Source organism: Azospirillum sp. OGB3, assembly GCF_014192915.1.
Lineage (GTDB): Bacteria > Pseudomonadota > Alphaproteobacteria > Azospirillales > Azospirillaceae > Azospirillum.
In genome coordinates this window covers 1-26,510 of sequence record NZ_JACHYN010000003.1, presented here as the reverse complement: position 1 = coordinate 26,510, position 26,510 = coordinate 1, and the positions used below count along the sequence as shown (strand labels likewise).

Here is a 26,510-nt window from a genome sequence, read left to right as displayed (position 1 = left end):
ACTCTTGCCGGGCAGCAACGTCGTCATCGTCGAATCGCCGGCCAAGGCGAAAACCATCAACAAATACCTTGGCTCGGACTACACCGTGGTCGCCAGCTTCGGCCATGTCCGCGACCTTCCGGCGCGCGACGGATCGGTGCGTCCGGATGAGGACTTCGCCATGGACTGGGAGTTGGGCGACCGCTCCAAGCGCCACATCGACGAGATCGCCAAGGCGGTCAAAGGGGCGGAACGCGTCTATCTCGCAACCGACCCGGATCGCGAAGGGGAAGCCATCGCCTGGCATTTGTCGGAGCTGCTGCGCGAAAAGCGGCTGATCGACGACTCCAAGGTGCAGCGCATCACCTTCAACGAGATCACCAAGACCGCCGTCCAGGCCGCGCTGGAGGCCCCGCGCGACGTCTCGCGGGAACTGGTGGACGCCTATCTGGCCCGCCGCGCCCTTGATTACTTGGTGGGCTTCACCCTGTCGCCGGTGCTGTGGCGCAAGCTGCCGGGCTCGCGCTCGGCGGGTCGCGTGCAGTCGGTGGCGCTGCGCCTGATCTGCGAGCGCGAATCGGAGATCGAGGTCTTCAAGCCGCAGGAATACTGGACCATCGAGGTGGGCTTCGCCACGCCGGGCGGCGCCTCCTTCACGGCCCAGCTCACCCAGCTTGACGGCAAGCGGCTCGACAAGTTCGCCCTGCCCGCCCGCGAGGCTGCGGAAGCCGCGGTGGCGCGCATCAGCCCGCAGGCCTTCTCGGTCGCGACGGTCGAGCGCAAGCAGAGCCGCCGCAACCCGTCGCCGCCCTTCACCACCTCGACCCTGCAGCAGGAGGCCTCGCGCAAGCTGGGCTTCGGCGCCACCCGCACCATGCGCACCGCGCAGCGGCTGTATGAGGGCGTGGACATCGGCGGCGAGACGGTCGGCCTGATCACCTACATGCGAACCGACGGCGTCAGCCTGTCGCAGGAGGCCATCGAGGGCGCCCGCAACCTGATCGGCTCCCATTGGGGCGAGCGCTACGTCCCGGCGCAGCCGCGCGTCTACAAGACCGCCGCTAAGAACGCCCAGGAAGCGCACGAGGCCATCCGCCCGACCGACCTGTTCCGCCGCCCGGAGGAGGTCGCGTCCTATCTGGAAGGCGACGAACTGCGGCTCTACGAGCTGATCTGGAAGCGCACGCTGGCCAGCCAGATGGAAAGCGCGGTGCTGGATCAGGTGGCGGTGGACATCGCCTCGCCGTCCAAGGACGTCGTGCTGCGCGCCACCGGCTCGGTCGTCGTGTTCGACGGCTTCCTCAAGGTCTATCAGGAGGACCGCGACGACGGCGCCGCCGACGACGACCAGGAGCGCCGCCTGCCGGCCATGGAGCAAGGCGACGCCCTCGCCCGCGGCGACATCAGCCCGGAACAGCATTTCACCCAGCCGCCTCCCCGCTACACCGAGGCGAGCCTGGTCAAGAAGCTGGAAGAGCTGGGCATCGGCCGCCCGTCCACCTACGCCTCCATCCTCCAGGTGCTCCAGGACCGCAACTACGTGCGGCTGGACAAGCGGCGCTTCATTCCGGAAGACCGCGGCCGTCTGGTCACCGCCTTCCTGAAGAACTTCTTCAACCGGTACGTCGAGTACAACTTCACGGCCGACCTGGAGAACAAGCTCGACGAGATCTCCGACGGGCGGATCGACTGGAAGACCGTGCTGCGCGACTTCTGGCGCGCCTTCCACGTCGCGGTGGACGGGACCAAGGACCTGACCATCACCCAGGTTCTGACCACGCTGGACGAGGAGCTGGGGCCGCACTTCTTCCCGACCAACGCCAACAGCGACACGCCGGGCCACGACCCGCGCGTCTGCCCGGTGTGCAGCCAGGGCCGGCTGGGGCTGAAACTGGGCAAGATGGGCGCCTTCATCGGCTGCTCGCGCTACCCGGACTGCCGCTACACCCGCCCGCTCGCCGTCGCCAACGACGAGAACGGCGAGGCGCAGGAAGGCCCGCGCGAGCTGGGCACCGACCCGGAGACCAGCCTGCCGGTGACCGTGCGGCGCGGCCCCTACGGCGCCTACATCCAGCTCGGGCCGCCCCCGGTGGCCGCCGCCCCGGCCGAGGCCGTGGTGGAGGAGGCCCCCGCCGACGGCAAGAAGACCAAGGGCAAGAAGAAGGTCAAGGTCGAGGCGCCGAAGCCCAAGCGCGTCTCCCTGCCCAAGGGCATGGCCGCCGCCGACGTGGATCTCGACACCGCGCTGAAGCTGCTGGCTCTGCCGCGCAGCATCGGCAACCACCCGGAGACGGGCGAGGACATCAGCGCCGGCATCGGCCGATTCGGCCCCTACCTGAAGCACGGCAGCGTCTACAAGTCGCTGACGCCGGACGACGATGTGCTGACCATCGGCATCAACCGCGCGGTCGACCTGCTGGCCGGCGCCGCCAAGAAGGCGTCGGCCCCCGCCAAGACGCTGGGCGACCACCCGAAGACCGGCAAGCCGGTCACCACCGGGTCCGGCCGCTTCGGTCCCTACGTCAAGCACGGCTCCGTCTACGCCTCGATCCCCAAGGGCACGGAAGCGGACAGCGTGACGCTGGAGCAGGCGCTGGAGCTTCTGGAGGCCAAGGCCGCCAAGGACGCCGCCAAGAAGGGCAAGGCCCCGAAGGACGCCGAACCGGCGGCCGCGGACGGCGCCGAGGCGCCCGCCAAGGCCGCGAAGGCGGCCAAGGCCAAGGCGACCCCCGCCAAGAAGGAACCGGCCAAGAAGGACGAGGCGAAGAAGGCCGCTCCGAAGAAGGCGTCTGCCAAGAAGGCCGACTCCGCCGAGGCCGACAAGACCGACGCCGGCGAGGACAAGCCCGCCGCCCGCAAGCGGGCTTGATTCCCACTCAGGAAGAATCGGCAGCGCCGCCTTAACCCTCTCCCCTCTGGGGAGAGGGGACAACAGCCACACTCACCTACCGCACCCAGCGCATGACGCCGCCCTCGAACGGCGTCCAGGCGCCCACGGTCACCCCGGCAGCGCGCAGGGCCTTGCCGGTCCATTCGTTGCAGGTCTCGACCGGGCTGTAATGGCCGACCGCCTCGTAGAAGAGGTCGGCCGCGCCATAGCCGCTGCCCGGCAGGGGCATCACCCGCCCCTCTCCGTCGCGGCGGAAGCTGCCGCTCACAAAGGCCGCCAGGGCGCGGTACTGCCCGTCACCCAGGACGATCACCCCACAGTCCGGGCTGCCCGCCGGGCGATGCAGCGCGTGGACGTGCATCACCGACGGCCCGCGGCCGAACAGGGCGGACAGCGCCGTCGACAGCCGCAGGTCCGACCATTGGCGGGTTTCCAGATAAAAGGCGCGGTCGCCCCAGCCGAAGGAGCGATGGCTCGCCCAAGGGGCGGCACCGGGAAAGTCGCCGTCCGGCAGGTCGATGGTCCAGTCCACGGCGCTCGTGACGGCGGGAAGCACCAGATCGGTGTGGATTCCGTTGGTGCAGACAAAAACCTCCACGCCCTCCCGCGCTGCCGGCCGCCCATCCACCGCATGGCGGGTCAGGATCGCGGCGGCCAGCAGGTAGGTCCCGGCCACCATCGCCAGGACGGCCAACGCCAGCAGCACCACCTTCCACAGCGTCCTCATGAATGCGCCCCCGCCACGCCCGGCACGGTTCTGGCGCGTCTTTGTGGCGGAGCCATGGCGTGGCGGTTGGATTCGCGGCGCCCAGGGCTTACTTAAACGATCCACTCTCCACGGCACGGATTCCCTTGACCGACACCTCCCGCCGCTCCGGCAGCTTTCCCGATAAGGACACGGTCCTCTCCTTCATCCGCAGCAGCGCGACTCCGGTCGGCAAGCGCGAGATCGCGCGCGCCTTCAAGCTGTCGGGCAGCGACGACCGCGAGAAGCTGAAGGATCTGCTGAAGGAGTTGGAAGCCGACGGCGCCGTGGAGCGCGGGCGCAACAAGCGCGTCGCCCCGCCGCAGTCGCTGCCGGAGGTCGCCGTGCTGGAGGTGACCGGCACCGATGCGGACGGCGAGGTCACCGCGCGACCGGTCACCTGGACCGGCGAGGGCAACCCGCCGCGCATCTTCCTGATGCCGGAGAGGAAGGGCCACCCCACGCTGGGGGCGGGCGACCGGGTGCTGGCGAAGCTCAGCCGCGTCAACGACCGGCTGTACGAGGCGCGCACCATCCGGCGGCTGGACGGAACGGTGGGGCGCGTGCTCGGCGTCTATTACCCCGCGGCGGACGGCGGGCGAATCGTCCCCACCGACAAGCGCAACAAGACTGAACTGCTGGTCCTGCCGGTCAACCGCAACGACGCCGAGCCGGGCGAGCTGGTGCTCGCCGACCTGCTGCCGGCCTCCCGGATGGGCCTGCCGCAGGCCCGCGTGGCGGAGCGGCTGGGTCACACGGCGGAGCCGCGCGCCGTCAGTCTGATCGCCATCCACAGCCATGGGCTGCCCACCGACTTCCCGCCCGCCGCCATCCGCGAGGCGACGCACGCCGCCGTGCCCTCCCTGACCGGTCGCACCGACCTGCGCGACTTCCCGCTGGTGACCATCGACGGCGCCGACGCCCGCGACTTCGACGACGCGGTGTGGGCGGAGCCGGACCCCGACCCGGCGAACGAAGGCGGCTGGCATCTGCTGGTCGCCATCGCCGACGTGGCCTTCTACGTGCGCCCGAATTCGGCGCTGGACCGGGCGGCCTATGAGCGCGGCAACTCCGTCTATTTTCCCGACCGCGTCGTGCCGATGCTTCCCGAGGCGCTGTCCAACGACCTCTGCTCGCTGCGCCCGCAGGAGGACCGCGCCTGCGTCGCGGCGCACCTGTGGATCGACCGCAACGGCGCGCTTCTGCGGCACCGTTTCGTGCGCGGTCTGATGCGCTCCGCAGCGCGCCTGACCTACGAACAGGTGCAGGCCGCCCGCGACGGAGCGCCGGACGAGGCGACGGCGCCGCTGCTGGAGAGCGTCATCACGCCGCTCTACGACGCCTACGCCCGCCTGTGGGCAGCCCGGCAACGGCGCGGCACGCTGGAACTCGACCTGCCGGAACGGCGCGTCCGGTTGGACGAACGCGGGCGGGTGGCGGAGATCGCGCCGCGCGAGCGCCTCGACAGCCACCGGCTGATCGAGGAATTCATGATCTGCGCCAACGTCGCGGCGGCCGACAGCCTGGAGCGGGCGGGCATGCCCGGCCTGTTCCGCGTGCACGACCAGCCGTCGCTCGACAAGCAGGAGACGCTGCGCGAGTTCCTGACCGGCATCGGCTACACGCTGCCGCGGGTGCCGCGGCTGACCCCGGCCCATTTCACCGCGATCCTCGACCGCGCCGCCGGCACCACGGAATCCCAACTGGTCAGCGAGGTGATCCTGCGCAGCCAGTCGCAGGCGGAATACAGCCCGGAGAACATCGGCCATTTCGGCCTGTCGCTCGACCGTTACGCCCATTTCACCTCGCCGATCCGCCGCTACGCCGACCTGATCGTGCATCGCGCGCTGATCCGCGCGCACGGGTTGGGGCCGGGCGGGCTGGACGAAGCGGCCATGGCCGGGCTGGCGGACATCGGCGAGCACATTTCGATGACCGAGCGCCGCGCCGCCACCGCCGAGCGCGACGCCATCGACCGCTTCACCGCCGCCTTCCTGGCCGACCGCGTGGGCGCCCTGTTCACCGGGCGGATTTCCGGGGTCACCCGCTTCGGCCTGTTCATCCGGCTGGACGAGAACGGGGCCGACGGGCTGATCCCCGCCAGCACCCTGCCCGACGACCAGTACGAGCATGACGAGCGCGCCCACGCCCTGGTCGGCCAGCGCACCGGCCGCAGCTACCGGCTGGGCGCGGCGGTGAAGGTGGTGCTGATGGAGGCCGACCCGCTGACCGGCAGCACCCTGTTCGCCCTGCCCCGTGCCGAGGGGGATTCCGTTGGGGGAACCGATCATCCGTTGCAATCCGGCCACCCGGCTCACCCCCCGCGAAGCGCCCGTTTCGCGGGCCGCGCAACCCAGAAGCAACGGAAGCGTGGCCGCTGAGTCACAGTGGGGGACATTCCGCGACAAAGAGTCTTGCCCCCGTCTTTTGTCCCGCCGGCCCTCATTTCTGAAGTGCTATTCCTTATCCATTCGAATCCGGTGGGAAACCATCCGGGTCCGCCTGTGGGAAAGGAGGCCGCGTACGGCGCGCCATGGGCATACGGAAACGAGGATTTTTGCCGCGCCGGCGTCTGCCGGTCCCGCTCGCGGCCGCCATGCTCGCCGTCGGCCTCGGAAGCCTCGGCGGGACCCTGCCCCGTCCGGCCGAAGCCGCGACCGAAGCCGCCTTCGTCAGCGAGCAGGTCTTCGCCGTCGCATACGGCAAGATCGCCGAAGTGTATCTGCAACAGGTTGATTTCGGCCGCCTCGGGCTGGACGGGCTGAAAGGGCTCGCGACCATCGACCCGACCGCCCGCGCCGAGCGCCAGGGCAACACCGTACGTCTGTACGTCTCCGGAAGCCTGATCGGGGAGTACGCGGCCCCGTCCCTGTCCGACGCCGCCGCCTGGGCCGCCCTGACCACCAAGGCGGTGGAGCGCGCCCGTCTCTATTCCCCCACCCTTTATCAGGCGGTACCGGAGCGGGTCTATCAGGTGGTCCTCGACTCCGTGATGGCGGATCTCGACGGCTATTCCCGCTACACCGGCACCCAGCGCGCCACCAGCGAGCGCGCCCAACGCGAAGGCTACGGCGGCATCGGCCTGTCGCTGGAGACGGCGAGCGGCCGCACCCTGATCCGCAACGTGCTGCCGCGCAGCCCGGCCGACCGCGCCGGCATCCGCAGCGGCGACCAGCTCCTCGCCATCGACGGCGACCTGACCGCACGGCTGAGCGAGTCGGACATGCGCGACCGCCTGCGCGGCCCGACCGGGACCATGGTCCTGCTGACGGTGGCGCGCGACAACAACCCGCCGCGCCGCGCCCCCATCCGGCGGGAGCGCGTGGTCCCGAACACGGTGAACGCCAGCGTGGCCGATCAGGTCGGCGTGCTGAAGGTGGACCGCTTCAACGCCGCCACCGCCTCCAACCTGCGCGACGCCGTCCTCGCCACGCGGCAGAGCATGGGCAAGGGCCTGCGCGGCTTCGTGCTCGACCTGCGCGGCAACCCCGGCGGCCTGCTCGACCAGGCGGTCGCCGTGGCCGACCTTTTCATCGCCCAGGGCAAGATCATCACGACCGAGGGCCGACACCCCGACAGCCGCCAGCGCTTCGAGGCCGGTCCCGACGACATCGCCGAAGGCTTGCCGCTGGTGGTTCTGGTTGACGGGCGCTCCGCCTCCTCCGCCGAGGTGGTGGCGGCGGCGCTCCAGGACTCGGGCCGCGCGGTGGTGGTCGGCGCCTCCTCCTACGGCAAGGGCAGCGTCCAGACGGTGACCCGCCTGCCCAACGACGGCGAACTGTTCCTGACCTGGAGCCGCATCTACACGCCCGCCGGTTACACCCTGCACCGCCAGGGCGTGCAGCCGACGGTCTGCACCAGCCGCACCGGCCAGGACGATCCCGTCGCGTTGCTGTCCGATCTGCGCGACGGCCGGGCGCGCCCGATGACCCAGTTCGCCGGCTGGCGCGCCCGCGCCGCCGACGACGAGGAGGCGCTGGCCCGCCTGCGCGAGGCCTGCCCCTGGAAGGAGCATGAACCGGAACTGGACCTGAAGGTGGCGCTGCGCCTCCTCGCCGAACCGGCGCTCTACCAGCGCGCGGTCGCCCTGTCCTCCACCAACACGGTGGCGGAGCGCTGAACCCCTTGCAGGGCGGGGTTGGCGCCTCTACTAGCCCTTGACATCGCGGCTCCAGCAGGTATCTTCCCCCGCTACGACGCCGCCCCGCCGGGCTGGCGGGTCACGGATTTTTAGTCGGGATTGAGATCATGGCGAAGCAGAACACCGTCCTCATCAAGCTGGTGAGCACGGCTGACACCGGCTTCTTCTACGTGAAGAAGAAGAACCCGAAGAAGACCACCGAGAAGCTGTCGTTCCGCAAGTACGACCCGGTGGCGCGCAAGCACGTCGAGTTCAAGGAAGCCAAAATCAAGTAAGGTTTCCCCGGAACGCCGGAATCAGAAAGGCCGCCTTTTGGCGGCCTTTTGCTTGTCCGGATATCTGATGGCTCCGGCCTTCCCAAGCGTCGCTTCGGTCTTCCGGAACGCCATGGCCCTCCGGGACGCCTTGGTCTTCCAGGAGGCCGTCAGGGGGCCAGCAGGGCGTCGGCGCGGGGGTCGGCGATGCTGCGGTTGCGCCCGGCGCGCTTGGCCTCGTAAAGCGCCTCGTCGGCCCGGCGGATCAGCCCTTCGGCGGTGTCGCCGAGCCGGCCGCCGACGGCGACGCCGATGGACACCGTGACCGGGATCTCGCCCACGTCGGCGGTCACCTTGAACAGCGTGTCGGCGATGCGGGTGCGCAGCCGCTCCGCCACCGTCAGCGCCGCCTCGGCGTCGGTGTCCGGCAGGATCACCACGAACTCCTCGCCGCCGAGCCGCGCCACCAGATCGAAGGTGCGCAGGTTGCGGCTGGCGCGGCTGGAGACTTCCTTCAGCACCTCGTCGCCCACGGTGTGGCCGTAGCTGTCGTTGACGACCTTGAAATGGTCGATGTCGAACAGCAGGATCGCCACCGGCTTGTGGTTGTCGATCGCCCGCTCCAGCAGCCGCGGCAGGTGGGCATTGATGTAGCGGCGGTTGAAAACGCCCGTCAGGCTGTCGGTCAGGGCCATGGACAGGCTCTGCTCGTAGTTCGCGCGCAGCCGCTCCTGATAGCGCTTGCGCCGGATCTGGGTGCGGGCGCGGGCCAGCAACTCGTTCCGATCGATCGGCTTGACGACGTAATCGTTGGCGCCCAGTTCCAGACCCTTGGCGACGCGGTTCAGATCGCCCTCGTCCACCATCAGGAGGATCGGCACCTGCCGCGTGCGCTCGTGCGAGCGGAGCTGGGAACACAGTCGCAGACCGTCCTCGTTCATCAGCGTCAGGCTGATCACCACGAGGTCCAGATCGTCGCCCAGCGCACGCTCCAGCGCGGTGGCGCAGGTTCCGGCGGACATGACATGGCCATGGTCGCGCTGCAGCGTTTCGGCAATCTTGGCCAGATCGAGCAGCGAGTCCTCCAGCACCAGGATGCGGGCGCCCTCGAAGGATTCGCTGCGCAGCGTGCCGGTCGGCTCCAAAACGCCGAACTGGCCTGAGGTGGTCTCGCGCAGCCGCCATTCGTCCATCATCATCTTCAGGCGGACGAGCGAGCGCACGCGCGCGAACAGGGCGATGTCGTTGACCGGCTTGGTCAGGAAGTCGTCGGCCCCGGCCTCCAGCCCGCGCACGCGGTCGGCGCCGTCGGACAGGGCGGTGACCATCACCACCGGGATGTGCATGGTCGCGGGGTCGGAGCGGATCCTCTCGCACACCTCGAACCCGTCCATGCCGGGCATCATGACATCGAGCAGAACGATGTCCGGCGATTCACGGCGGACCACCTCCAGCGCCTCGGGACCGTTGCTGGCGGTGATGACATTGAAATACTCGCGCGTCAGCTTCGCCGCGAGCAGCTTCACGTTCGGAAGAACATCGTCGACGACGAGGACGCGAGCGGACATGGAACGTGCGACCGATCCCGTAAAAGGTTAACGAAGGAACTTTTGAACGGCTTGCAGGAACTTCGTCACCGAGATCGGCTTGGCGATGTAGTCCTCGCAGCCGCCCTCGCGGATCTTCTCCTCGTCCCCCTTCATCGCGAAGGCGGTCACCGCGATGATCGGAATGCTCGCCAGTTCCGGATCGTCCTTGATCCACCGCGTGACCTCCAGTCCCGACACTTCGGGCAATTGGATGTCCATCAGGATCAGGTCCGGCCGGTGCTCCCGTGCGATGGACAGGGCGTCCATCCCGTTGCGGGTCTGAAGCGTCGCGTAGCCGTGCGCTTCCAGCAGATCGTGGAAGAGCTTCATGTTCAGCTCGTTGTCCTCGACGATCAGGACACGCTTCACGGTTCGGTCGTCCATCGGCGCCTTCTTGGGGCTGTTCGGTTCCGCGAGCGTCGTGCCACCCGCGCTCCGGCTTGCAGCGACCACACCCGGAAAGACCGGTATATCCCGTTCACTGTCCCGCCGCGACGGTTAAATTGTCGTTAGCAATGTTCGCCGCGACCGGCCGACTCCCGAGAAGTCTTGCAAATTCCACAACTTCCATCATGCGATCACCCGCTCGGGTGGGAAATGCAGCTCGATCCGCGTGCCCTGCCCCGGCGCGCTGGACAGGGCCAGCCGCCCCCCATGGGCCTCGACCAGGGAACGCACGATGGGCAAGCCCAACCCGGTTCCGGCGCCGCTGCGGATGCGCTCTCCCGGCACCTGCCGGAAGGGTTCCAGGACGGTGAGACGATGCTCCTCCGAAATGCCGATCCCGGTGTCGGTCACGGCGACGCACAGCCCTGCGCCACCCTCCGTGCGCGCGACGTCAATGGTGACGCGCCCGCCGGGCGGAGTGAACTTGACGGCGTTGGACAACAGGTTCAGCAGGATTTGCCGCAACTGCCGCCGGTCCGCGCGCAGGCGCGGCAGCGGACGGGGGAACCGCGCGTCGAAGGTCAGCCCGGCCGACGCCAGCGTCAACTCCTGAAGGGCGTAGACCTCGCCCACGACGACCGCGACGTCCACGTCCTCGTCGTTCAGGTCGAGGTGGCCGGCTTCGATTTTCGACAGGTCCAGCACGTCGTTGATGAGTTCAAGGAGGTGCGTGCCGGAGGCGCGGATGTTGCCGATGCAGTCGCGCTGACGGTCGGTCAGCGGACCGGTCCCCGGATGCAGCAGAAAATCCGAATAGCCGATGATGACGTTGAGCGGGGTGCGAAGCTCGTGGCTCATCCCGGTCAGGAAATCGGACTTGGCGCGGTTCGCCTCCGCCTGCCGCGCGGCGCGGGCGGCCCGGCGCTCGCGCTCGACGGCGCGTTCGGCGGAGTCCAGCATCAGGCCGAGCGCGTCGGCCGCCATGGCGGCCAGCATCCGAACGGACGGCGGCACCCCCTGGGGCAGGCGGCGGTGGCCGGAGATCACCCCCCACGGTCTGCCTCTCTGGACGATCGGCACGGTCAGGGCCGCCCCGGCTCCCATTCGCCGCAGGAAGTCCCGGCGGGCCGGAGGCGGGCTGCGCAGATGCGCGTGGGCCAGTTCGGGCACCGGAAGCGACGGATCGGCGTGCAGGAGGGGAACCGGTTCCGCCGCGTAATCGAGAACCACCCGCAGGTGCGGGCTGCCGTCCGGTCCGCGGTCGAAGGCGCTGGCCGGCAGGGCAGCGCCGGGCCGGAGTTCCGGGACGGCGTGCCCCCAATCCGGAGCCTCGTCCCGCGCCACCACCTCCCCGTTGCCGGATTCGTCGAACCGGCAGACGATGACGCGGTCCATCCCGGTGAGACGGCGGATGGCCCGGGCGGTGTGGGCCGCCATGGCCTCCAGCCCCGCGGCACCGCGCAAGGCGGCGATGCCCGGCAGGAAGCCGGCCGCCGGCGCTGTGGCCGGCCAATGCTCCGCCCCGGCGGGCGACCTCTCAACCTCGATGATCGCCCGCCCGTCATGCTCGTGCAGGAACGCCGGCAGCGGCCCGCTTCCCGGCGGCGTCACAAACGCGTGCAAACCCAGCGTCCGCAACTCCGGCGGCAGAGCGCGCAGCCTGGCCAGCAGGTCCGCGATCTCTGGAAGTTCGAGCACCCCGACGCCACGACCCAACAGCCGTTCCGGAGCCAGACCGAGGAAGGCCGCGGTGTTTGCGCTGCAGGCCAGGATCGTCTCGCCATCGCCGTGCAACGCCAGCAGGGCGCCGTGCGGCTGTATCCCCTCGACGGCCCAATTGGGTGATCGGCCGGCCATGGGCGGCGATGAGGAAGAATTCGGACGATCCAAAAACGTGTTCAGGATGGGCACCATTGCGACGGAAGGGTGCCGATGCTGCGGTGGGAGCAACCGTCCGGTCAAGCGCGGTCTGGGGGGTGCGACAGGCTGCCCGATCACGCTGTTCGGCGGTGGCGCCGGGTTCAAGCGGTGGCCCGCGGGTTCGCCGCACGCGGAACGGACGGGCCTTCGGCCTTGCGCTTCCCAGGGCGCGGGCGGCGCCCGGCCTTGTTGCTGTACATCCGGGTGTCGGCGAGGCGGATCACCTCCTCCTCCCGGTCGTCGGCACCGTAAGGCTGCACCCCGAAGGAGAAACGGATCGGCAGTTCGGCGTTGTTCCAGCGCACGCAACGCCGGCCCGCCGCCGCCGCGATCTGCCGGGCGCGGAGGTCCCCACAAGCCGCATCGGTGTTGGTCAGCAGCAGAGCGAACTCGTCGCCGCCCAGACGGGCCACCACATCCTCCTGGCGGACCGATCCGACGAGCAGACGGGCGACCTGCCGCAGATAGGCGTCACCGGCCATGTGCCCATGGGTGTCGTTGATCCGCTTGAAGCCGTCCAGGTCGATGATGACCAGAACGCCGCCTCCCTTGCCGTTCGCCTTGGCGCGTTGCCGCCGTGCGGCGGCGATCTCGCGCCGGAAATGGCTGAAGAAGCCGCGGCGGTTCAGCAGGCCGGTCAGCTCGTCCGTCATGGACAGGCTTTCCAGATAGGCGATCCGGTCACGCTGTTCGGCGATGGTCGCTCGGGCTTCGGCGAGTTGGCGCTCCAGGGCCGAGGCCTCGATGGTCACGGACACCACAGGATGGGCGATGCGGGGGCCGCGCAAGGGCGGCATCCGCAGCAGCCGGTCGTGGGTCCCGCGGTCGAAAGGCAACCCGTCGTGATGCTCGGCGGCGATGGCGTCCGAATCCTGGGTGGTCACGACGGCGCTCATGGGCTTTCTCCGCATGATCGGCACTGGCTGCACCGATTTTAAAGCAAGCCTTGTGCCATATGCGGATTTCGCGAAGACCAGGCCTTTCGTCCCGGCAGGTTTTGCCGGGGATGGCCGCCTCCCGGCAGAAATTGCCTGGAGAGCGGCCGATTACGGAAAATTTTATCTATTTTTGATTTATTTTCTGTTTCGAACGGTTTTCGAACAACAGGATGCCTGCCCGGATCCCGACAGGCCGGGGTGAGACGACGTCACACCACGCGGTCCTGCGGCACCGCCCCGGCGAACACGGCGTCAAGATTGTCCAGCGCCCTGAAACCCATGGCGTTGCGGGTTTCCACCGTAGCGCTGCCCAGGTGGGGCAGCAGGAAGGCGTTCTCCAGCCTGCGATAGCCGGAGTGCAGGTTCGGCTCGTTCTCGAAGACGTCCAGCCCGGCGGCGGCCAGCCGTCCGGAGGCCAGCGCGGCGATCAGGGCCTCGTCATCGACGACGGAGCCGCGGGCGGTGTTGACGACGATGGCTCCCGGCGGCAGGCGCTCGATGCGCGCCGCGTTCAGCCAATGGGTAGTCTCCGGGGTCGCCGGGAAATGCAGCGACAGCACGTCGCACACCGCCAGCATCGCCTCGGGATCGGCGTGGTAGACCGCCCCGGCCTCCTGGTCGGGAGGCAGGCGGCGCCGGTTGGAGTAATGGATGGTCATGCCGAAGGCGCGCGCCCGCTGCGCCACCGCCTGCCCGATTCGGCCCATGCCGACGATGCCCAGCCGCTTTGCGCCCAGATGGGTGCCGAGAAGCTGGGTCGGCGTCCATCCCGTCCAGGCGCCGGCACGGATCATCCGCTCACCCTCCGAGGCGCGCCGCGCCGCGCCGAGCATCAGCAGAAGCGCAATGTCGGCGGTCGCATCGGTCAGCACGTCGGGGGTGTTGGTGACGATCAGGCCGCGGGCCTTGGCCGCGTCGAGGTCGATGTGGTCGGTGCCGACCGAGAAGGTGGCGAGGATCTGCACGCCCTCGGGCAGGGCCGCGACGGCGGCGGCGTCCATCCGGTCCCCGGCGGTGCAGAGGACGCCCTCGGCGCCGGTCTCCGCCGCCAGGGCGGCGATGTCGGCGCCGGACAAAGCGCGGTCCTGAGGGTTCAGCCGGGCGTCGAAATCACGCGCGGCGCGGGCCTCAACCGCCTCTGGCAGGCGCCGGGTCACCAGGAGGACGGGCCGTGATGCGGGGATGTCGCTGCGCATGAATCTGTCCTCAGCCTTCCGTTTATTCGGGGGGTCGGGCCTTCCGCTCCGACGCCGAAACACCCATAATCCATCCGACGCTGCCAATCACCTGTGGATGTCGCTTTGCAGAACCGCCGCTCCGCCGCCCGCCTCGCCCTTTGCGCGACCTTCGGCGCGTTCCTGGTGTCGCTGACCGCCCTTCCCGCAGCCGGCCCAGCCCAGGCGGCACCCGCCAACGCAGTCGGGGCGGCGGCCGGTGCCGCGGCGAACATCCTGCCGCACCGCGCCGTCTACAAGATGTCGCTGCTGTCCGCCCGCAACAGTTCCAAGGTCAGCGACGTGCGGGGCCGCATGCTCTTCGAATGGGCCGACGCCTGCGACGGCTGGACGACGGAGCAGCGCTTCCAGCTGCGCTTCGTCTACGCCGAGGGCGACGAGATGGCGATGACCACCAACTACACGACGTGGGAAGCCAAGGACGGGCAGCGCTACCGCTTCAACGTCCGCAAGCTGATCAACGGGGAGGAGGACGAGGAGGTGCGCGGCGACGCACGGCTGGCCAAGGACGGCACCGGCTCCGCCGCCTTCTCCAAGCCGGAACCCCAGGACATGGAGTTGCCGCCCAACACCATGTTCCCGACCGCCCACACCCTGGCGGTGCTCGACCATGCCAGCGCCGGCGAGACCTTCTTCAACCGGGTCGTCTTCGACGGCGCCGACTCCGAAGGGGCGACCGAGGTGTCCACGGTCATCGGCGCCGCGGCGGCGATCAAGGAGGACGGCGCCGACCCGCTGCTGAAGGGCAAGAAGGCGTGGCCGGTTCGCATGGCCTTCTTCCCGCTGAAGAGCGATTCCGCCCAGCCCGAGTATGAGATGAGCCTGCGCCTGCTGCAGAATGGCGTCGCCGAGTCCATGCAGATCGATTATGGCGATTTCACCGTGAACGCCATCCTGGAGAAGGTGGAAGCCCTGCCGAAGTCGGGTTGCTGACGGCCGGGCGAAAAGGTCACAGCCTTTGGCGCAAATCGTTACAATTCAATTTGCCATATCCTGAGGAAACTGGCCTAAACTGTGCATGGTGCGCGGCCACACCGCCGCGGATTCGTGTCGCGCACCGATAGCAGGATGAGGGTTTTCCTATGGCCAAAAAGCAGGTTTTGGTGGGACAGGTGTTCCAGACCGTTGGCGCGACCAACGGGCGGTCCTGGCGCGTGCGGGAGACCGTGACCCTGTTCGGCATCCCGCATGCCCGCGTGGTCAGCACGGAGGACGAAGGCGATGCGAAGACGCTGAGCTGCCTCGTCCTGGTCGATTCCAACTATTACCGCATGGTCGGATCGGCCCCCGCCGGCAACGTCGCGGCCTGACGCCTGTCCGATCCGAAGCAAAGGAAAGCCCCCCGGCCTCGCGGTCGGGGGGCTTTCTTATTGGCGCCCTTCCCTCCCCGCCGGGGCGGGAAGGGAGGGACGACCCCGGACCGTCAGGTGGCCGCCTTCGGCGTCTCGGCGGCGACCTTCGGCTTCGGCAGGTCCAGCTTCAGGTGCAGTTCGCGCAGGCGCGCCTGATCCACCGGGGCCGGGGCCTGCATCAGCAGGTCTTCCGCGCGCTGGTTCAGCGGGAAGGCGATGACCTCGCGGATGTTCGGCTCGTCGGCCAGCAGCATCACGATGCGGTCGATGCCCGGGGCCGAGCCGCCGTGCGGCGGGGCGCCCAGCTTGAACGCGCTGAGCATGCCGCCGAAGCGGGCTTCCAGCTCCTCCGGCGGGTAGCCGGCGATCTCGAACGCCTTGTACATCAGCTCCGGCAGATGGTTCCGGATGGCGCCCGACGACAGCTCCACGCCGTTGCAGACGATGTCGTACTGGTACGCCTTGATGTCCAGCGGGTTCATCGTGTTCAGCGCCTCCAGGCCGCCCTGCGGCATGGAGAAAGGGTTGTGGCTGAAGATGACCTTGTTGGTCTCCTCATCCAGCTCGTACATCGGGAAGTCGACGATCCAGCAGAAGCGGAAGGCGTTCTTCTCGATCAGGTCCAGCTCCTCGCCGATCTTCGTGCGAGCGAAGCCGGCCAGCTTGGCCGCCGGGCCGGGCTGGTCGCAGACGAAGAAGACCGCGTCGCCGTCCTCCACGCCCGCCGCCGTGCGCAGCTCCGCCTGGGCGGCCTCCGGCACGAACTTGGCGATCGGGCCCTTGCCGCCCGCCGCCTCGAAGATGATGTAGCCGAGTCCCGGGGCGCCGAGGCCGCGCGCCCAGTCGTTCAGCTTGTCGAAGAAGCTGCGCGGCTTGTCGGACACCTTCGGGGCGCGAATGGCGCGGACCACGCCGCCCTTCTCCAGCGTCTGCTTGAAGGCGCGGAATTCCACGTCGTCGCGCTTGAAGACGGCGGTGACGTCGGTGATTTCCAGCGGGTTGCGCAGGTCCGGCTTGTCGTTGCCGTACTTCAGCATCGACTCCGCGAAGGAGATGCGGCGGAAGGGCGGCTTGTCGATGGCCGGCGGCGTCTCGCGGCGGAAGCCGCCGAACTCGTCGAAGATGCCGTGCAGCACCGGCTCGATGGCGGCGAACACGTCCTCCTGGGTGACGAAGGACATCTCGAAGTCGAGCTGGTAGAACTCGCCCGGGCTGCGGTCGGCGCGGGCGTCCTCGTCGCGGAAGCAGGGGGCGATCTGGAAGTAGCGGTCGAACCCGGCGACCATCAGCAGCTGCTTGAACTGCTGCGGCGCCTGGGGCAGCGCGTAGAACTTGCCCGGATGGTTGCGGCTCGGCACCAGATAGTCGCGCGCGCCCTCCGGCGAGGAGGCGGTCAGGATCGGCGTCTGGAACTCGGTGAAGCCCTGGTCGATCATGCGGCGGCGCGCCGACGCGATGACGCGCGAGCGCAGCAGGATGTTCTCGTGGATGCGCTCGCGGCGCAGGTCGAGGAAGCGGTAGCGCAGGCGCACGTCCTCGCCGGCGTCGGTGTCCTGGTTGACCTGCAGCGGGATCTGCTCCGCCTCGCCCTGCACCGACAGCTCGGCGATCTGCACCTCGATGCGGCCGGTCGGCAGGCGGTCGTTGATCGTCTCCGCCGTGCGCTTCACGACCTTGCCGGTCACGGTGATGACCGATTCCAGCTTCAGCCGTTCCGCCGCCTGGAAGGCCGGGTTGGAGGTGTCGACCACGCACTGCGTCAGGCCGTAATGGTCGCGCAGGTCGATGAACAGCAGCTGTCCATGGTCGCGCTTGCGGTTGATCCAGCCCGACAGGCGGACAATCTGACCGGCGTTCTCTTCGCGAAGCTGGCCGCAGGTGTGCGTGCGGTAGGGGTGCATGGGTCGAAACACCTTGGAAAAGGTCGGAATCCTGCGCGGAAAGGCGGCCCGACACACCACACCGACAGCGCGGGAATGTCAAGTCGCCATCCGCGTCCGCTGCACGCTGGGAGAGTTGCCGAAGGGCGAGCTTTCGCGCGGTCGCGCGCTCGTGTATGAAGCGGCTATGACACTGATCACGACCACCGAAGACCTTGACGCCTTCTGCCGCTCGCTGGCCGGGGCGGAGTACATCACCGTCGACACCGAATTCCTGCGCGAGAAGACCTATTGGCCGCAGCTCTGCCTCGTGCAGGTCGGCGGGCCGAACGGCGCGGTCGCCATCGACCCGCTGGCCGAAGGCATCGACCTTGCGCCGCTGTTCCGCGTGATGGTGGACCCGGCCATCCTCAAGGTGTTCCACGCCGCCCGGCAGGACGTGGAGATCTTCTGGCACCTGTCCGGCCAGATCCCCCACCCGCTGTTCGACACCCAGGTCGCGGCGATGGTCTGCGGCTTCGGCGAGAGCGTGGGGTACGAGACGCTGGTCACCAAGCTGGCCGGGGCGCGCATCGACAAGTCCAGCCGCTTCACCGACTGGTCGCAGCGCCCGCTGACCGAGCGGCAGCTGACCTACGCCCTGTCCGACGTGATCCACCTCCGCCCGGCCTACGAGAAGCTGAAGCGCCGCCTCGTCCGCTCCGGCCGCGCCCATTGGCTGGAAGAGGAGATGGCCGTCCTGACCGATCCGGCCACCTATCAGGTGGACCCGGACAGCTCCTGGCTGCGGCTGAAGGTGCGGACCAACAAGCCGCGCTTCATGGCCGTGCTGAAGGAGCTGGCGGCGTGGCGGGAGCGCGAGGCGCAGCGCCGCGACCTGCCCCGCTCGCGCGTGCTGCGCGACGAGGCGCTGCTGGAGATCGCCGCCCACGCCCCGACCAGCGTGGACGACCTCGCCCGCACGCGCGGCATGGGCCGCGGCTTCGCCGAAGGCCGCCAGGGCGCCGAGGTGCTGGCCTGCGTCCAGAAGGGGCTGGACCTGCCGGAGTCCGAGCTGCCGCGCGTCGAGCCGCGCGAGGAGCCGCCGCCCGGATTGCAACCGATCGTTGAGCTTCTGCGCGTGCTTCTGAAGATGAAGTGCGAAGAGAACAACGTGGCGTCCAAGTTGATCGCGTCGGCCGCCGATCTGGAGGCCATCGCCGCGGACGACGAGGCCCACGTGCCTGCGATGCAGGGTTGGCGCCGGGAATTGTTCGGCGAGGACGCGCTGGCGCTGAAGCATGGTCGCATCGGTTTGGCGGTGCTCGACCGCCGTGTCCGCATCGTTCCGGCCGGCACTGGAGAGGGGTCGTAATCGGCCCTATCCAGAATCGTTCCAGAATGGCGCAAGAGTCGGCCCGGGACGTTACAGGTTCGGGGAGCTTCGCGACGTTTAGCCAAAATTATGAAACAATTCATCGCAATTAACAGCGCTTTAAGGCATTGTTAAAAAAACTAAGGGCTAATAAGTCACGGGCTCCGTATCCATGCCGTGTGGCGGCGTGGTGTGGTTCGCGGGGGAATTCTCGCCTTTAAGGTGCGCACAAGCCCTATGCGCACACCCGGGGGATTTCGCGTATGAGCAGGTTCGGCGGCAAACCACCCATGGGACGCGACCGCGTCCGCCTCTCCACCACGGAGAAGCAGGCTGCCGTTGCCGCCGCGAAGGACCAGAAGCCCGAATTCGACAATGACAAGCTGCTGAATCTCCTCCGCTCCGCGAAGTCCGAATTGCAGGGCATGCGGCTGATCCACATGCATCTGTCGCTGCTGCGGGACAAGGACCCGTCGAGCCAGATGATCGTCCGCACGATCATCCAGGAGTTGGCGAGCAAGGCCTCTTATCTCCAGTCCTTCAACATTTCCAACGGCGATGTCATCATCCTCTACAAGGGGCTGAAGCTGACCGGCGTCACCGACGTCTGCCAGAAGGTGGAGCAGATCTTCCTGGCCAAGACGACCCTGACCGGGGCGAACCCCTACAAGGAATTCTCGCTCTACTCGATCATGGAACTGGCGTTGAACTTCATCAACGTCATCCGTTTCATCGAGGAATTGCAGGCCAACGAGACCGGCGACCACTCCAACGAGACGAAGCCCCCGATCACGCTGGAGGAGATGGCCAAGCTCGAACGCTCCATGCAGATGTTCGACCTGTCGCCCTTCCTGTTCAATCAGGCCATCGCCAACATCGGCCGCAACGCCGACGAGGACATGGCCTATTTCGAACTCTACATCTCCATCAAGCTGCTTCAGGAGCGGCTCTGCCCGGACTACGACATCACGGCCAACAAGTGGCTGTTCAACTACTTCACCGCCAACCTCGACCAGTCGGTGCTGCGGGCGCTGAACCACGGGCTCAGCTTCATGCGGGGCCGGCGCATCGGCATCAACATCAACCTGTCCACGGTCATCTCCACCGGCTTCGTGAAGTTCGACGAGCGGCTTCCCGTCGATTTCCGCGGGCAGGTGGTGCTTGAGATCTCCAAGGGCGACCTGATCGAGAATCTGTCCCTGTTCAACGAGGTGGTCGAATTCGCCCAGGACCGCCGTTACCAGATCGCGGTGGACGGGCTGAACCCCTTCTGGGTGACGAACTTCGACCTGGAATATTTGAACGCCGATTACGCGAAGATCTTCTGGTCCAACGACATGCTGGAGATGGACCCGACCTTCGAGAAGTATTTCATCGAGCGCATCCAGGAGCAGGACCGCTGCAAGTTCATCCTGGCGCGCTGCGACAGCGTGTCGAGCCTCGTCTACGCCCAGAAGGTCGGCATCACGATGGTGCAGGGCCGCGCCGTGGACAACATCCTGCGCAAGGGCGTCAGCGTCCGCGAAGCCATCGCCCACGCCAAGGTGGCGTGAGGGCGGCCGCTCCTCCGCCGCCCTGCGTTCCTACTCCGCCGCCTGCGGCCGGGCCGGCGGCACGATCTCGCCCTTGCGGTTCAGCGCCTTCGCCAGCGCGTCCAGGCGCCGCTGCACCGTCTCGCCGGCCGGCACGCTGAAATCGTCCGGCAGGGTCAGCACCAGCCGCTCCCCTGACACCTTCAGAGCCGTGCGCTGCAGCAACGCGGTGGCCCCACCGGTCAGCGTGTGGGCCAGCCGCAGCGCCAGCCCCAGAACCAGCGCCTTGCGCGCCTGGGCGTCGCTGAGCAGCGACCGCGGCCCCGCGGTGACCGCGTTGGGCGTGCCCGGACCGTCGATGGAACCGGCGTAACGGGCGTAGACGGCCAGCGCCAGGAAGGCCCGCTCGTCATGGTCGATGCCGGGGAAGGGATAGCGCAGGATGCGCAGGCAGGCGTGCTCCGCCCGGTAATCGGGATGCTCGGCCCAGCCCACGTCGCTGAGCAGGCAGGCGGCTTGCCGCAGCCGCAGGGCCGCGTCGTCCTCCCCGGCGAAGAGGTTGCCGGTCCAGGACACCAGAAGGGCCGGATCGCCGATGCGGACGAAGCGCTGCGCCCAATCCTCCACCGCGGCGATCAGCGGGTCCTGCCGCTGCGCCTCGGGATCGAGCAGCGCGTACAGATGCCCTTCCCGCAACCCGAAGGCCGAGAACACCACGCTGGACGGCTGGACCATCCGAAGCAGCCGCTCGAACACCAGCGCCGCGTAGGGCAGCGTGTCGATCCGCCGGCGCGAGCCGGACATCTTCTCCAGCGAGGACCGGCTCTGCTTGGCGATCAACGCGGCGAAGTCCCGCGCCTCGGCGAAGGGCACCGTGTAGTGATGGATGATGTGCAGCGGGTGCTTCACATGCTCCATGTGCAGTTTGGCCAGGGCCCGCCAGCCGCCGCCCACCGGGAAGAAGGGCTTGCCGCGCATCTGGGCCAGCCAGTCCAGCTTCTCCAGATGCTGGTCGATGGCGCGGACCAGCCCGTTCGGCTTGGCGGGGTTCAGCTCCATCAGGCGCAACGGCCCCAGCGGCATCGTCAGATGCTCGCCGATCACGCCGCGCTCCAGCCGTACCAGTTCCAGGCTGCCGCCGCCGAGGTCGCCGACCAGCCCGTCGGCGGCGGGGGTGCCGGACAGCACGCCCATGGCGGACAGCCGCGCCTCCTCCTCGCCGCTGATGACGCTGACATCGAGACCGGTGCGGTCCTTCACCCGTTGGATGAAGGCCGCGCCGTCCGTGGCGTCGCGCACCGCCGCCGTGGCGATGACGTCCAGCCGCCCGACGCGCATGCCCGCGACCAGAAGGGCGAAGCGTTCCAGCGCTTCCAGGCCCTGGATCACGCCGTCGGGGTTCAGGCAGCCGGTCTTCTCCACCCCGCGGCCGAGCCCGCACAGGACCTTCTCGTTGAAGACCGGCAGGGGCGACCGCTTCAGAGCGTCATAGACGACAAGCCGGATCGAGTTGGACCCGATGTCGATCACGGCGATCCGCTCGCCCTTTTCGACAGCCTTGGTAGCGACCGTATGTTCCTGCGCCGGCGTCATAAGCAACCGATGTCCTCAATCAGATGACCGTACGCAGCTTCAACCGCGGCGGCGTCTTTTTGCTGCTGAGCGCGCTGCCGCGGCCCGACAGGCTGGGGTTCGTCATGAAATAGTTATGGGCGCTGAACGCGTCCGGACCAGCCTCCACGCGATGATAAACGCCATCGGGGCCGAGTTTCCAGGTGTTCGCCTCGTCCTTCAGGTTGGCGACCATGATCTGGTCCAGCACCTGCTCGTGCACCGTCGGGTTCTCGATGGGCACCAGCGTCTCGATGCGGCGGTCCAGGTTGCGCGTCATCCAGTCGGCGGAGGAGATGTAGACCTTGGCCTGCGGGCTGGGCAGCGCGTGGCCGTTGGCGAAGCAGATGACGCGCCCGTGCTCCAGGAAGCGCCCGACGATGCTGCGCACCCGGATGTTCTCCGACAGGCCCTTGACGCCGGGACGCAGGCAGCAGATGCCGCGGATCACCATGTCGATCTGCACGCCCTTCTGCGACGCCTTGTAAAGCCGGTCGATGATCTCCGAATCGACCAGCGAGTTCAACTTCACCCAGATGTGGGCGGGCTTGCCGGCGGCGGCGTTGGCGACCTCCGCGTCGATCAGCTGGCCCAGCTTCTGGCGCAGCGTGATCGGGGCGATGGCGATCTTCTCCAGCAGCTTCGGCGTGGCGTAGCCGGTCATGTAGTTGAACATCACCGCCGCGTCGTGGCAGAGCGCCGGGTCGCAGGTGAAGAAGGACAGGTCGGTGTAGACCTTCGCGGTGATCGGGTGGTAGTTGCCCGTCCCGAAATGCACGTAGCTGCGCAGCGCCTTGTTCTCGCGCCGCACCACCAGCGACACCTTGGCGTGCGTCTTCAGGTCGACGAAGCCGTAGACGACCTGGGCGCCCGCGCGCTCCAGGTCGCGCGCCCAGCGGATGTTGGCCTCCTCGTCGAAGCGGGCCTTCAGCTCGACCAGGGCGGTCACCGACTTGCCGGCCTCCGCCGCCTCGATCAGCGCGGCGACGATCGGGCTGTCCTTGCTGGTGCGGTAGAGCGTCTGCTTGATGGCGACCACCTGCGGGTCGCGCGCCGCCTGCCGGATGAACTGCACCACCACGTCGAAGCTCTCGTACGGGTGGTGGACAACGATGTCCTTGTCGCGGATGGCCGCGAAGCAGTCGCCGCCGAAGTCGCGGATGCGCTCCGGGAAGCGGGCGTTGAAGGGGCGGAAGACCAGATCGGGCCGCTCGTCGACGATGAGCTGGCGGGTGTCCGACAAGCCGATCAGCCCGTCCAGGATGAACACGTCGTCGTTCGACACGCGCAGCTCGTGGCGCAGGAACTCGCGCAGGTCGGCGGCCATGCCGGCGTCGGTGGCCAGCCGGATGACGCTGCCGCGGCGGCGGCGCTTCAGCGCGCTTTCGAAGGTGCGGACCAGATCCTCCGCCTCCTCCTCGATCTCCATCTCGCTGTCGCGCAGGACGCGGAAGACGCCGTGCGCCTTGACCTGGAACGGCGGGAACAGGCGGTCGATGAACAGCATCACCAGCTTTTCCAGCTGGATGAAGCGGATCTCCGACCCCGGCAGGCGGATGAAGCGGTCGAGCTGCGCCGGCAGCGGGACCAGCGCGTCGAGATGCCGTCCCTTCACCGGCTCATGCAGTTGCAGCGCCAACGAGAAGCCCAGGTTGGGCAGGAAGGGGAAGGGGTGTGCCGGGTCCACGGCGATGGGCGTCAGGATGGGGAAGATGTCGTCGAGGAACTTGGCCTCCAGCCAGTCCTTCTCCCCCTCGGTCAGGTCCTCGGAGCCGACCACCATGATGCCGGCCTCGCGCAGGTCCTGCTTCAGGCTGCGCCACATGGTCTGCTGCGCGTTCATCAGCTCGACGATGCGCTGGTTCACGGCGGTGAGCTGCTGGGCCGGGGTCAGGTTCTCGGCGCTGGGGGTCTTCACCCCCGCGGCCACCTGCCCCTTCAGGCCGGCAACGCGGACCATGTAGAATTCATCGAGGTTGCTGGATGAGATCGACAGGAACCTCAACCGCTCCAGCAGCGGGTGATTCGGGTTGGACGCCTCATCCAGGACGCGCTGGTTGAAGGCCAGCCACGACAGTTCGCGGTTGATGAAGCGTTCCGGTGCGTCCGCTTCGATGCAGGTCGCTTCCAAGTCCTGAAGTTCGGTCACAGCAGCCTCGGGCTTTTGCGTGATGGGTGGTGCCGCTACAGTCCGGTCGGTCCGGACCGACCCGCCGCGGTCGACGGGCCAAGCAACCTACCCCAACTACGTTACGGTTTTGGGTCAGACAGCATAATACTGCCGTCACGATAATACCGCTGCGAAAACAGTCGCACCCCCAGCGCATCCCGCCGGGCCGCGATCCGGACAGGAAGGGACAGCCTCGATGAAGACTCTGTATCTCATGCGCCACGGCAAGTCCGCGTGGGACGATCCTTCCCTGGACGATCACGACCGCCCGCTGGCGCCGCGGGGAAAGAAGGCGGCCCGGCTGGTCGGGCACGAACTGAAAGAGCGCGGCGCGCGCATCGGGCTGGTGCTGTCCTCCACCGCCCGGCGTGCGGCGGACACCGCCGACCGCCTGCTGGAGGTGATGGATGCGCCGGACATCCCCGTCGAGCGCGAGCGCGGCCTTTACCTGTGCGGCGCCGGGGTTCTTCTGGAACGGTTGCGCGACGCGCCCGAGTCCGTGTCGTCGCTGATGCTGGTCGCCCACAACCCGGACCTCCACGACCTCGCCCGCGACCTGACCGGCAGCGGCGCGGAACGGGACCGCGCGGCGCTGGCGGAGAAGTTCCCCACCGGCGCCTGCGCCGTCCTTCTGTTCGAAGCGGCCCGCTGGGCCGACCTGGACAGCGGGGCGGGACGGCTGGCCGATTTCATCCTGCCGCGGAAACTCTCTTAACGCCCTTTTCCCAAATGGGGTATTTCAACTCCGAACCGAGCAGGCCCGGAACCGAGCAGGAGTCGCCCCCGTGTCTTCCGCGCCCCAGAACAATGCGCCTCCGGGTGCACCCACGGCGGTGTCCGCCGTGCGCGAGGTGGAGATGAAGCTCCATCTCGACCCGCGCGATCTGTCCCGCGTTGCGGATCTGCCCGCCCTGAAGGAAAAGGCGGAGGGCGCGCCGGCCGTCCGCGACCTGCGCACCGTCTATTACGACACGCCGGACCGCCGCCTGTTCCTGGGGGGCGTCGCCCTGCGGGTGCGCCAGGACGGCGACCGCTTCGTGCAGACGCTGAAGACGATCAACGCCGCCACCCCCGGCGATTCGGCCGCGGTGGCCATCCGCAAGAAATGGGACTGGGCCATCCCCACGGCCGCCCCCGACATGACACCCCTCGACGCCGAGGGTGTCGCCGCCCTGGTGCCGGAGGACGCGCGGGCGGCGCTGGTTCCGCAGTTCACGACGGAGTTCCGGCGCACCACCCTGCTCGTCCGCCCGGACGCCCTGACCTCCATCGAGGTGGCGGTGGACGAGGGCCAGATCACCGCCGGGAACGCCTGCGCCCGCATCAGCGAAGTGGAGCTTGAGCTGAAGTCGGGCCGCATCGGCCGGCTGTTCGACCTCGCGCTGGCGCTCCAGCGCCGCGTGCCGGTTCGCATCGGGACCGAAAGCAAGGCGGAGATCGGCGACCGCCTCGTCACCGGGCGCCTGCCCGCCCCCGTCCTGCCGGAGCCGCTGGGCCTGACCCCGGTCACCACGGTGGCCGAGGCCTATCGCCACATCGTGCGGCACGGGTTGCGCCTGCTGCTCGCCAACGAGGCCTGCGCGCTGGCCGGCGGCGACGTGGAGGGGCTGCACCAGATGCGCGTCGCGCTGCGCCGCCTGCGCACCGCCATCCGCCTGTTCCGCCCTCTGGCCGGGGTGCCGGGCGCCTGCCGCGCCGGAAACGACATCCGCTGGTTCTCCCGCCAGCTCGGCCCGGCGCGCGATTGGGACGTGCTGCTGTCCCATGGGATCGCGCCCTTCGCGGCGACGGGGAAGGCCCCCGCCGACGCAATCGCCGCGCTGACCGCCGCGGTGCGGGAGGCCCGGCGGGCGCCCGCGCTGGCCGCGGTGGAGGCGATCCAGTCGCCGCGCTGCACCGGGCTGATCCTGGCGCTCGGCGCCTGGCTGGAGGACGGGGCGTGGCAGTCCGGCGCCGCTCCGGAGGTCCGCGCCCAGCTCGACAGCCCGATGGCCGAGCTGTCCGGCCCCTGGCTGGCCGCCCAGCACGCCAAGGTGTTGAAGGCGGGGGTGCTGAAGGCGGGCCGCGACCTGGACGGCGCCGACGCCGCGACGCGCGACCGGTTGCGCCGCCGCCTGCGCAAGCTGCGCCACACGGCGGAGTTCTTCCGCGGCCTCTACGCCGAGACCGCGACGGTGCCCTTCATCGCCGCGCTCGACGCCCTGTTGTCAGCGCTGGACGCCGAGCACGACGCCGCGGTGGCCGGCGATCTTCTGCGCGGCCCGTCGGCGGACCGGCCGGAGCAGCGGCCCGCCGCCGAAGCAACCGCCCGCTGGCTCGCCAAACAGGCCGACAAGCGCCGCAAGGCGCTGCCGGGGCTGTGGAAGGCGTTCCGCGACCGGCCGGTGTTCTGGTGAGGGCGTGACGTTGCCCCCTTCCCTAGCATTACAGTTGCGATGGGACAGCCCTCCGTCTGTTGAACAGGCTTTGGGAGGTCGCCATGTCCGGTGTCGCGGTCGAGGACCTGCTGGGGCTGTGGTCAGAGGAATTGCGT

20 protein-coding genes are annotated in these 26,510 nt (G+C 68.6%); 11 read left to right on the top strand and 9 right to left on the bottom strand.

Annotated features, from left to right (window positions below):
• Window positions 1-4 precede the first annotated feature (4 nt).
• On the top strand, window positions 5-2,848 hold the full coding sequence (gene topA, locus FHW79_RS07545) for a type I DNA topoisomerase (protein ID WP_183178348.1): 2,844 nt from the start codon (window positions 5-7) through the stop codon (window positions 2,846-2,848).
• Between the two features lie 76 nt (window positions 2,849-2,924).
• Here the strand turns inward: topA and FHW79_RS07540 are convergent, their stop codons facing one another.
• Window positions 2,925-3,596 (bottom strand): TIGR02117 family protein, encoded by a 672-nt coding sequence (locus tag FHW79_RS07540; RefSeq protein WP_183178347.1) that lies wholly within the window; start codon window positions 3,594-3,596, stop codon window positions 2,925-2,927.
• 125 nt (window positions 3,597-3,721) lie between these two features.
• Between FHW79_RS07540 and rnr the strand changes: the two genes are divergently transcribed.
• The 3 genes from rnr (at window position 3,722) to rpmG (ending at window position 8,030) form a co-directional block, all read left to right on the top strand.
• Window positions 3,722-5,995, top strand: coding sequence for a ribonuclease R (rnr, locus tag FHW79_RS07535; RefSeq protein WP_183178346.1), 2,274 nt, complete (start codon window positions 3,722-3,724; stop codon window positions 5,993-5,995).
• Between the two features lie 176 nt (window positions 5,996-6,171).
• On the top strand, window positions 6,172-7,734 hold the full coding sequence (locus tag FHW79_RS07530; protein WP_247884224.1) for a S41 family peptidase: 1,563 nt from the start codon (window positions 6,172-6,174) through the stop codon (window positions 7,732-7,734).
• 128 nt (window positions 7,735-7,862) lie between these two features.
• Window positions 7,863-8,030 carry a 50S ribosomal protein L33 gene (rpmG, locus tag FHW79_RS07525; RefSeq protein WP_012974790.1) on the top strand — a complete coding sequence of 56 codons (168 nt, stop codon included), beginning with the start codon at window positions 7,863-7,865 and terminating at the stop codon, window positions 8,028-8,030.
• 149 nt (window positions 8,031-8,179) lie between these two features.
• Here rpmG and FHW79_RS07520 read toward each other — a convergent pair whose 3' ends face one another.
• The 4 genes from FHW79_RS07520 to FHW79_RS07505 all read right to left on the bottom strand — a co-directional run bounded on the left by FHW79_RS07520 (window position 8,180) and on the right by FHW79_RS07505 (window position 12,801).
• The gene (locus tag FHW79_RS07520; RefSeq protein WP_183178345.1) at window positions 8,180-9,577 is read right to left on the bottom strand and encodes a PleD family two-component system response regulator; all 1,398 of its coding nucleotides are present in this window, start codon (window positions 9,575-9,577) and stop codon (window positions 8,180-8,182) included.
• A gap of 27 nt (window positions 9,578-9,604) precedes the next feature.
• Complete coding sequence (locus FHW79_RS07515) at window positions 9,605-9,982, bottom strand: response regulator (RefSeq protein WP_137140681.1); 378 nt, start codon at window positions 9,980-9,982, stop codon at window positions 9,605-9,607.
• 186 nt (window positions 9,983-10,168) lie between these two features.
• Entirely contained in the window at window positions 10,169-11,842 is a 1,674-nt protein-coding gene (locus tag FHW79_RS07510; protein WP_247884223.1) for an ATP-binding protein, read from the bottom strand.
• A 164-nt stretch (window positions 11,843-12,006) separates the two neighbouring features.
• The gene (locus tag FHW79_RS07505; RefSeq protein ID WP_183178344.1) at window positions 12,007-12,801 is read right to left on the bottom strand and encodes a GGDEF domain-containing protein; all 795 of its coding nucleotides are present in this window, start codon (window positions 12,799-12,801) and stop codon (window positions 12,007-12,009) included.
• Between FHW79_RS07505 and FHW79_RS07500 the strand changes: the two genes are divergently transcribed.
• Complete coding sequence (locus FHW79_RS07500; protein ID WP_183178343.1) at window positions 12,800-13,045, top strand: hypothetical protein; 246 nt, start codon at window positions 12,800-12,802, stop codon at window positions 13,043-13,045. The genes FHW79_RS07505 and FHW79_RS07500 overlap by 2 nt on opposite strands.
• Before the next feature lie 7 nt (window positions 13,046-13,052).
• On the opposite strand, the gene FHW79_RS07495 is transcribed toward FHW79_RS07500, so the two are convergent.
• A complete protein-coding gene (locus FHW79_RS07495) occupies window positions 13,053-14,039 on the bottom strand; it encodes a D-glycerate dehydrogenase (RefSeq protein WP_183178342.1) in 987 nt (328 codons plus the stop codon).
• Window positions 14,040-14,144: 105 nt separating this feature from the next.
• Between FHW79_RS07495 and FHW79_RS07490 the strand changes: the two genes are divergently transcribed.
• Window positions 14,145-15,011, top strand: a complete 867-nt coding sequence (locus tag FHW79_RS07490; RefSeq protein ID WP_211108164.1) for a cell envelope integrity EipB family protein — start codon at window positions 14,145-14,147, stop codon at window positions 15,009-15,011.
• Between the two features lie 179 nt (window positions 15,012-15,190).
• A complete protein-coding gene (locus tag FHW79_RS07485) occupies window positions 15,191-15,388 on the top strand; it encodes a hypothetical protein (RefSeq protein ID WP_348984075.1) in 198 nt (65 codons plus the stop codon).
• A gap of 113 nt (window positions 15,389-15,501) precedes the next feature.
• On the opposite strand, the gene aspS is transcribed toward FHW79_RS07485, so the two are convergent.
• Window positions 15,502-17,331 (bottom strand): aspartate--tRNA ligase, encoded by a 1,830-nt coding sequence (gene aspS, locus FHW79_RS07480; protein ID WP_183178339.1) that lies wholly within the window; start codon window positions 17,329-17,331, stop codon window positions 15,502-15,504.
• 166 nt (window positions 17,332-17,497) lie between these two features.
• On the opposite strand from aspS, the gene rnd reads away from it, so the two are divergent.
• Window positions 17,498-18,664: a ribonuclease D gene (rnd, locus tag FHW79_RS07475; RefSeq protein WP_183178338.1), complete on the top strand. Its 1,167-nt coding sequence runs from the start codon at window positions 17,498-17,500 to the stop codon at window positions 18,662-18,664.
• 263 nt (window positions 18,665-18,927) lie between these two features.
• Window positions 18,928-20,217 carry a hypothetical protein gene (locus FHW79_RS07470; protein WP_183178337.1) on the top strand — a complete coding sequence of 430 codons (1,290 nt, stop codon included), beginning with the start codon at window positions 18,928-18,930 and terminating at the stop codon, window positions 20,215-20,217.
• 30 nt (window positions 20,218-20,247) lie between these two features.
• Here the strand turns inward: FHW79_RS07470 and FHW79_RS07465 are convergent, their stop codons facing one another.
• Together FHW79_RS07465 and FHW79_RS07460 are read right to left on the bottom strand one after the other, a co-directional pair.
• Window positions 20,248-21,789: a Ppx/GppA family phosphatase gene (locus FHW79_RS07465; protein ID WP_183178336.1), complete on the bottom strand. Its 1,542-nt coding sequence runs from the start codon at window positions 21,787-21,789 to the stop codon at window positions 20,248-20,250.
• A gap of 19 nt (window positions 21,790-21,808) precedes the next feature.
• Complete coding sequence (locus FHW79_RS07460; protein WP_183178335.1) at window positions 21,809-23,956, bottom strand: RNA degradosome polyphosphate kinase; 2,148 nt, start codon at window positions 23,954-23,956, stop codon at window positions 21,809-21,811.
• A gap of 217 nt (window positions 23,957-24,173) precedes the next feature.
• On the opposite strand from FHW79_RS07460, the gene FHW79_RS07455 reads away from it, so the two are divergent.
• The gene (locus tag FHW79_RS07455) at window positions 24,174-24,692 is read left to right on the top strand and encodes a histidine phosphatase family protein (protein ID WP_183178334.1); all 519 of its coding nucleotides are present in this window, start codon (window positions 24,174-24,176) and stop codon (window positions 24,690-24,692) included.
• A gap of 70 nt (window positions 24,693-24,762) precedes the next feature.
• The gene (locus FHW79_RS07450) at window positions 24,763-26,373 is read left to right on the top strand and encodes a CYTH and CHAD domain-containing protein (protein ID WP_183178333.1); all 1,611 of its coding nucleotides are present in this window, start codon (window positions 24,763-24,765) and stop codon (window positions 26,371-26,373) included.
• Window positions 26,374-26,510: the final 137 nt, after the last annotated feature.